The 8101-nt window shown below is 58.2% G+C and carries 8 protein-coding genes; 2 read left to right on the forward strand and 6 right to left on the reverse strand.

Annotated features, from left to right (window positions below; all coding sequences use genetic code 11):
* From AC1DRJ_RS14835 to AC1DRJ_RS14855, 5 genes are all read right to left on the reverse strand, one after another.
* Positions 1–1149, reverse strand: a 1149-nt coding sequence (locus tag AC1DRJ_RS14835; RefSeq protein WP_477802824.1) for an OprD family porin, incomplete at its 3' end; no start/stop codon positions are given.
* Between the two features lie 39 nt (positions 1150–1188).
* Entirely contained in the window at positions 1189–2523 is a 1335-nt protein-coding gene (locus AC1DRJ_RS14840) for an MFS transporter (protein WP_477802825.1), read from the reverse strand.
* 217 nt (positions 2524–2740) lie between these two features.
* Positions 2741–3940 (reverse strand): formaldehyde dehydrogenase, glutathione-independent, encoded by a 1200-nt coding sequence (gene fdhA / locus AC1DRJ_RS14845; RefSeq protein ID WP_477802826.1) that lies wholly within the window; start codon positions 3938–3940, stop codon positions 2741–2743.
* A gap of 70 nt (positions 3941–4010) precedes the next feature.
* Positions 4011–5087: a Rieske 2Fe-2S domain-containing protein gene (locus tag AC1DRJ_RS14850; RefSeq protein WP_477802827.1), complete on the reverse strand. Its 1077-nt coding sequence runs from the start codon at positions 5085–5087 to the stop codon at positions 4011–4013.
* A 32-nt stretch (positions 5088–5119) separates the two neighbouring features.
* Positions 5120–6073, reverse strand: a complete 954-nt coding sequence (locus AC1DRJ_RS14855; protein WP_477802828.1) for a PDR/VanB family oxidoreductase — start codon at positions 6071–6073, stop codon at positions 5120–5122.
* 293 nt (positions 6074–6366) lie between these two features.
* Between AC1DRJ_RS14855 and AC1DRJ_RS14860 the strand changes: the two genes are divergently transcribed.
* Complete coding sequence (locus AC1DRJ_RS14860; protein ID WP_477802829.1) at positions 6367–6837, forward strand: MarR family winged helix-turn-helix transcriptional regulator; 471 nt, start codon at positions 6367–6369, stop codon at positions 6835–6837.
* A gap of 166 nt (positions 6838–7003) precedes the next feature.
* Complete coding sequence (locus tag AC1DRJ_RS14865) at positions 7004–7939, forward strand: LysR family transcriptional regulator (RefSeq protein WP_477802830.1); 936 nt, start codon at positions 7004–7006, stop codon at positions 7937–7939.
* On the opposite strand, the gene AC1DRJ_RS14870 is transcribed toward AC1DRJ_RS14865, so the two are convergent.
* Positions 7924–8101: heme-binding protein (locus AC1DRJ_RS14870; protein WP_477802831.1), on the reverse strand; the 178-nt coding region annotated here is incomplete at its 5' end. The two genes, AC1DRJ_RS14865 and AC1DRJ_RS14870, sit on opposite strands and share 16 nt — an antisense overlap.

Genomic DNA, 8101 nt, shown 5'->3' on the forward strand with positions numbered 1-8101 from the left:
TGACTGAATCACGTAGGCCAACTCCAGGTCTTTTGACGATTCCGTCAGGTCGCTACCCCCCAACTGGGGCAGGTCGATGTTGGTACCTCTCAAGTAGCGGACCATGCCGGTTAGCCCCGGTAGACCGACAGCGGCGAAGTTGTAGTCGTAGCGCGCCACCCAGGTCCGCTCTTTCGGATTGACGAAGTCAGCACTTAAAGTGCCATCGCTGAGCACTGCCGGCTCCCCGCCAGCAATGTAAGGCAATGCCGTGTCGCCTGTCTGGTACATGTAACCCAGGCCTAAGGTGTGGGCTGCGATCTGGTAGCTGAACATGGCGCCTGCGTTCAGGTTGTCTACGTTGCCGGCTTCTGCCCGACCGTTATCCCGACTGTTGAAGACCCGCACATCTGTTTTCAGTCTGCCGGGGCCGAGGGGGAGCAGGTGGATGCCACCCGCAAAGTCTTGAGTGTAAATATCCTTCAGTTCGGCGTGAAAATAGCGAAGCGTCAATGCGTCGGAMCAATGATAGTCGCCACCGATGAAGTCAAAACGCTCGGAGCTGGCTCCCTTCTTGAACCGGCCGTTGGGCGACGCCACCGAAATTGCCTGATAGTCAGTGGAGTCCCGCAGGTTCACTCGATCCATGCGTCCTGTGTGCAGCGTCAGGTTGTCGATGTCATCGGAAATTGCATAGGCGCCGCGAAAGGATTGAGGAAGTAGACGTGCTTGGCTCGCTGTGATCACCGGCAGAATAGGGAACTGCGTCCCCACGGATAGCCGGGTCTTCGAGATCTTCGTCTTCAGCGCCACTCCCAACTCTGAATAATCGTCGTCGGCTTCACGGGTCTGTGGGTTGAAGGGCAGGAGCTGGGTACCAGTACGATCGGGCGCTGAGTCCAGCTTGAGTCCTAGCATGCCCGTGAGATCCAGGCCGAAGCCAACGGTTCCTTCCGTGTAGCCGGAGTTGGCCCTGAGGATAAAGCCCTGGGCCCATTCGCGAGCAGCCGAATAAGGCGTGTCATTTTTGTAATCCCGATCCAGATAGTAGTTGCGTGCAGTCAGGGTAACGCTGCTGTCGTCAACGAATCCTGCGTAGGCGGTGGAAGAGGCGCAGGCTGTCGCCATGCCCAGGCAATAGAGCCATGGGCATTCAATTCTGTTTTGCATGTGATGTGTCCAGGTCTTGTTCTTATAGGGGGCGTCGGATCAGGCGTTGGAGGTGGTACTCAGGTGGAGCAGCCGCTGCGGTTTCAAAAGCCAGACGACGAGTGCAGCGAAGACGAAAGAGAGGGCAAACAGCAGATAAAGGTCAGCGGGTTTCCACTGGGCATCGATCAACCGGCCAGCCACCAATGGCGAGAGAATCGCCCCGGCGCGGCCGATGCCAATACCCCAACCCAGGCCAGTGACACGCTGGGTGGCGTTGTAGATGGTCGGGGTCAGGGCATAGAGCCCGGCAACGCAGCCGTTGACAAAGACTCCGATCAGCAGCACCAAGGCGAAAGCCAGGTTCGGGACGGTAGTGAACTGCACGAACACTGCCAGGAGTACCGCGTTGATCAGAAGGTAGGCCATCAGCACCCGGGACAGACGAAAGCGCGATGCCAGCAAGCCGATCAGAGACGTGCCGAGAATGCCGCCGATGTTCAGCATTACACCACCGGTGATGCCTTGTTGGTTCGATAGGCCCGCTGAAACCAGCAGCCTTGGAGTCCAACTCATTACAAAGTAGAAACCGAACATCACCAGGAAGAAGGCGATCCAGATGAGCAAGGTTGAACGGAGCAAGGCTGGCGAGAAGAGCTCGGCGAACGTCTCTCTTAGAGGTTTGCGGGCGTCCTGCCGCACCTCGGGCAACTGATCGACGGAAGCGACCGCGACGCGTTGCAGCAGAGTATTGATACGTTTCAGCGCGTTCCGGGGTTGGCGAGACAGCAGGAATGCCAGGGACTCGGGCAACCAGAGAGCGAGGATCGGAAGGATCAGCAACGTTGTTACGCCACCGTAAAAGAACACCGAACGCCACCCCATGGAAGGGATGATCTGCGCCGCGATGATGCCCCCTATCGTTGCGCCCAGTGCGTAGGCCGTGGATTGCAGACTGATGGCCAGACCGCGCCACTTCTTGTTTGCATACTCACCAGCGACAACGTAGCTGCTGGCCAGGATTCCACCGATACCGAGTCCCGTGATCAGTCGCAGCACGCCCAACATTTCGGGGGACGTCGCCCTGGATGACGCCAACATGCCGAGCCCCGCGATTGCGACACATAGCAGGATCAGCGGGCGTCGCCCGAAGCGGTCGGCCCAAGGGGCGATAAACAACGAGCCGATCGCCATTCCGACAAGCCCTGCGCTGAGCAGATAGCCGAGGTGAATGCCGCTGAGACCCCAGTCGGCGGAAATAGAGGCGGCAGTGAATGCCATCACCAATACATCGAAGCCATCCAACATGTTGATCAGAAAGCAGAGCGCAATCACGCCCCACTGGAAGCTGACCATGGGTTTTTCATCCAACTGTTGCCCAATCGACTGGCTCATGTGATCAGGCTCCGAGGCTGTGGGTAGGGAGTTGGTGTGAACGATGGGCAGCCGAAGTCGCCTCGCTATGCAGGGGGTACAGGGTGTACATGTCGATACCTTCTTGTTTTTGTTGGTCTGTGGAGCATGCAAGGTGCCTCGGAGCCAGCAACTCGACTCCGGGGCGGCAGGGTGCTCAGGTCGATGGAAGGCCTGAGTCAGCCGGGAAAATCAGCGTTCAGGCCGGGCTGAAGGTCTTGTGTGGGTCGATGACGAATTTTTTCGGCACACCGGCATCGAACTCGCCATACCCCTGCGGTGCCTGGTCCAGGCTGATCACCTGTACACCCACCACTTCGGCGATGTTGATGCGGTCCCACATGATGGCTTGCATCAGCTGGCGGTTGTACTTCATCACCGGGGTCTGGCCGGTGTGGAAGCTGTGGGATTTGGCCCAGCCCAGACCGAAGCGGATGCTCAGGCTGCCCATTTTCGCAGCGGCGTCCACCGCACCCGGATCTTCKGTCACGTACAGGCCCGGGATACCGATTTTGCCCGCCACCCGTACCACGCCCATCAGCGAATTGAGCACGGTGGCTGGCGCTTCATGTTGCACGCCGGCATGCCCGTGACCGCGCGCTTCGAAGCCTACGGCGTCGACGGCGCAATCCACTTCCGGTTCGCCCAGCAGCGCAGCGATTTGTTCGTGCAGCGGGGTGTCCAGGGACAGGTCGGCGATCTCAAAACCCTGCGCCTTGGCATGCGCCAGGCGAACGGTGTTGACGTCACCGATGATCACCACCGCAGCACCCAACAGGCGAGCGGAAGCAGCCGCCGCCAGGCCGACCGGGCCGGCACCGGCGATGTACACGGTGCTGCCTGGGCCTACGCCGGCAGTCACTGCGCCGTGGTAACCGGTGGGCAAGATGTCGGAGAGGCAGGTCAGGTCGCGGATTTTTTCCATCGCGCGATCACGGTCGGGCAGTTTCAGCAGGTTGAAGTCGGCGTACGGCACCATCGCGTATTCGGCCTGGCCGCCGGTCCAGTCGCCCATGTCGACATAACCGTAGGCACCGCCCGGACGGGCCGGGTTAACGCTCAGGCAAACGCCAGTGTGCATTTCCTTGCAGGAGCGGCAGCGCCCGCAAGCCACGTTGAACGGTACGGACACCAGGTCGCCGATTTGCAGGTTTTCGACGTCGCTGCCTTTCTCGATCACTTCACCGGTGATTTCGTGTCCCAGCACCAGACCGGTCTGAGCGGTGGTACGACCGCGCACCATGTGCTGGTCGGAGCCACAGATGTTGGTGGAGATCACCTTGAGAATGACCGCATGCTCGATCTTGCGACCGCGCGGGTCCTGCATTTTCGGGTAGTCGATTTTTTGTACTTCTACTTTCCCGGAGCCGAGATACACCACACCACGATTGCCAGACATGCTTTTTCCTTTAAAGAAGTTGTTGTTATGTAAAGGTGCGCACTGAGTTGAGTGCGCGTGCGTCGTGCGCTCAAAAACTGGATTGGCGAAGTTGCTCGATAATTCGGCGGGCGCGATTGGCACCGACATCGACGTGTATGTCGATCATCGGGCGCGTGCCGAACCGGCACATGTTCTGGTACTGGGCTTCAATAATTACCTTGTCTTCATCGAAGGTCATGACCGTTTGCTCAACAACCTTGGCCTTGATGGTTTCGGGATCGCTTTCGGGATTGGTGGCAATGGTCCAGAAATAGTGACTGGTGGTTTCGGTTTCTGGCGTTACCCCATGGAAACCGCGCATATGGAAACCACCACGATCAGGGTCATCGAGGGACTCGGTGCCGGAATTAACAGCACCGGTCCAGATACGCAGATGACTGACGTGAAATTCGATTTCCTGCCACCGGTCCACGGTGCCTTTGAAGGGGTAGGCGGCCGTGTAGGTGGGTGGTGGAACCGAGTTCGGCATATGGCGCACGACCCGCACTACGTCGCCTTCACTTTCCACATTCATCCGAGCATTCATGTGGATGCTGGCGTTACCACCGATGGTGCGCAGGTGGACATAGCCCAGATGGCTCAAGTCCATGAGGTTGTCGTGGATTAACTGATAAGGCGCGTCGTAGTGATACACGTCGCCTTCGAACAGGTACTTGCCACTGCTGTGAACAGGGTAGGTCGGCGGCTCACAGTTCGGCTCGGATTGCGCCGTGCTGCCAAACCATATCCAGACGATCTGGTCCTGCTCGCGTACGTGATACGCGGGCACTTTGGCTTTGCTCGGTACCTTGTCCTGACCCGGGATTTCGACGCACTTCCCACGCTCATCGAACAGCAGGCCATGGTAGCCACAACGAATACCGGACTCTTCGAGTGTGCCGTTCGACAGTGGCAGCGCTCTATGGCAGCAGCGGTCTTCCAGCGCAGCGACGTCGCCGTTGGCTTTGCGAAACAGTACGACAGGCTTGTTGAGTAATGTCCGGCCCACGGGTTTGTCCTTCAACTCCCATCCCAGGGCAGCGACGTACCATTGGTTCAGGGGAAAGCTGGGCAAAACAGGCGCCGGAATTTCTTCGGCAAGTGTTTGGAGAGTGGATGTGTTCATGGTGTTCTCCATGTTGATGTTGTTGTTTGAGTTCACAGATCAAGAACCAAGCGTGAGGATTTGGCGCGCGAGCAGCAGGGGGTAAAGCAGTCGTTTGCGGCTTGTTCGGCCACGGTCAGGAACTTGTCCCGATGTTCCGGGATGCCCTTGATTACACGGGTTACGCAGGTGCCGCAGACGCCTTGCTCGCAGGATGACTCGATCGCTATGCCAGCCTCGTCCAGCACTTCGAACACCGTGCGTTCGGCAGGAATCTGAAAAACCTGGCCAGTGCTTGCCAGTTCAATTTCGAAGGGCAGATTGGCGCTTTGATCGATAGGGTCTGCGGCGAAGAACTCTTTGTGTACCTGGTTCTGCGACCAGCCAGCGTTCTGAGCAGAGTCGAGGATGTAGTTCATGAAACCGCCAGGCCCACAGACATAGAGATGGGTGCCAGCGTCTGGTGCTGCCAGCAAGGCCGACGCATCCAGCTTCTGTATTTGAGCGCCACTGTCGTCATGCAACTTTATGCGACTGGCAAAAGGCGTTTGCGCAAGCATCGCAACGAACGCCGCGCGTTCGCTGGATCGAAAGCAGTAGTGCAACTCGAAGTCGGCCCCTTGATGTGAAAGCTCATAGGCCATGGCCAGCATGGGTGTGATACCGATACCGCCGCCAAACAGCAGGTGTCGGTTGGCTGAGCGATCAAGCGGGAAAAGGTTGCGCGGAGTGCTGATGGTCAGCGTTTGTCCTGACCGAATCTGCTCGTGCATAGCCTTGGAGCCGCCACGGGAACTCGGGTCCTTGAGCACGCTGATCAGGTAGCGATGGCGCTCCTTGGGATCGTTGCACAAGGAGTACTGCCGAGTGAGGCCCTCGGCGATGTGGATGTCGATGTGGGCACCGGCTTCGAACGCCGGTAGTGCGCTGCCGTCTGCCGCACATAATTCGAAACTGCAGATGCCTTCGGCTTCGTCTGCTTTGCGGGTGACGTTGACTTGAAGCATGACTTGTCCCTCCACATTGAAGTGGCTGCTGAAAAAAAAGCATGAGTTAGAGCGTTAGCTGGGGATGGGTCAGCCGGTCGCTGGCACGTGGGGGACGATTATTTGCTTGAGCAAGACGAAGGGGCTGAAATTGAAAAAGTTCATGATCAAAACCCGATAATTATTTTTATGTGGTAGGGCGACGGCCTATCATGCAGGTCATCGCCCGTGACGTTCGGTAGAGAAATCCTCCGATTATTTAGTTGCGGTGTCAACTAATATTCAACGACCCGCCGATCCAAGGTGTTCGCTCAATGTCCGCAGAATCCCAACTGAATCTGACTCGTTACGTCCCGGCCCTCCTGAATTTCCTGTCCAATAAGCTCTCTGCCGGGGCCTCACAGTGCTATCGCAAGCATTTCGGCATAGGTGTGGTCGAGTGGCGAATGCTCTCGATGCTCGCCGTGGAAAATGACATCACCGCCAATCGGATTTGTCAGACGATTGGTCTCGACAAGAGCGCTGTCAGCCGTTCACTGCAGTCCCTGGAAGTGGCAGGGCACATTTGCAGCCAGGTAGATTCAAAGGATGCGCGGCGCTACACCGTGAGCCTGACTGACAGCGGAAAAGCGCTGCATGGTCGAGTGTTGAAGGTTGCCCTGGAACGCGAGCGACGCCTGCTCAGCGGGCTCTCTGCCAAAGAAGTGGACACCCTTATCGAGTTGTTGGGGCGCATGCATGCCCAGGTCTCCAACGTGAACGATTACGATCCGGTAGATGCTTGACCCTGGGCTTGCGTCTGCTTTCAACTCTACCCTTGGAAAATCCTCGCGTACGTTTCAGATATCGCGATTGCCGATAGGTCGCATCCCGACAAGTGATTAGTCAGCGCCCCTGTCTCAAGGCACCCTGTTCCCGTTGCTCATACTTCCAGTCTGCAATGGATACTGCATGCGTTATCGACGTCTCGACCTGAACCTGCTGGTGGCCCTGGATGCCTTGTTGAGCGAATGCAGCGTCAGCAGGGCCGCCGAACGTTTGTGCCTGGGCCAGTCGGCAACCAGTTCGGCGCTCGGGCGTTTGCGTGAGCATTTCAATGACCCGTTGCTGGTTCAGGTAGGACGGCGCCTGGAACCCACGGCATTGGGTTTGGAATTGCTGCCCAAAGTACGTCAAGCGCTGGCGCTGACGCGGGAGATTGTCGATGCACCGGTCAATTTTGAACCGGCCCATTGCACTCGGCACTTCACGTTGGTGGCTTCCGACTACGTGGCTGGCGTGCTGCTGCCAGCGGTCAGTCTTGAATTGGCCCGTGTCGCGCCGGGCGTGCGTTTGAGCCTGCGGGACTTACCTGTACCGCGTGGCGGTGATGTGGTCAGCGAAGCGCTCGATTATCGTCGCAGTGATTGTGTGATTGTGCCGCAGCGCAGGGTGAACCCGGCTTACCCCCACATTCCGCTCATGAGTGATCAGCTGTGTTGCATCGTCTGCGCTAAGCAACCGAAGTTCGCCGACGGCTTGAGCCTGGCCAATTATTGCGAGGCGGAGCACGTGGTCCGCGAGTTTGCCGATGGCCGGAATCTGGCGATGGATGCCGTGCACCTGCATGAGCTGGGCGTTCAACGGCGAGTGGCGGTGGCCCTTGAAAGCTTCGTCCTGATGCCCGAATTTATCGTCGGTACCGCGCGGATCGCCACCGTATTTCGCCGACAGGCGCAGCGTTTCGCTCAGCATTATCCACTGCGAATCCATCCAACACCGCTGGCTTTTCCCGAGGCTGTTCAAGTGCTGCAATGGCATCCCTATCAAGACCATGACCCGGCCATGCTGTGGTTTCGCGGCCTCTTGCTGGAACAGGCCGCGCTGCTTGATCAGCAGGACAGCTGATCACCGTTATCCGCCACCAACCCAACCTGGTCGATAGCCTGTAAAGCGCATCGCTCGTCATTGTCCGAAGTGTCGCCGCTGATGCCAATGGCGCCGAGAACCAGTCCTTCGGCATTGCGAATCAGCACACCGCCGGCGACGGGAATCACCTCGCCGCCAGTC

The sequence above is a fragment of the Pseudomonas sp. P5_B2 genome (genome assembly GCF_056400445.1).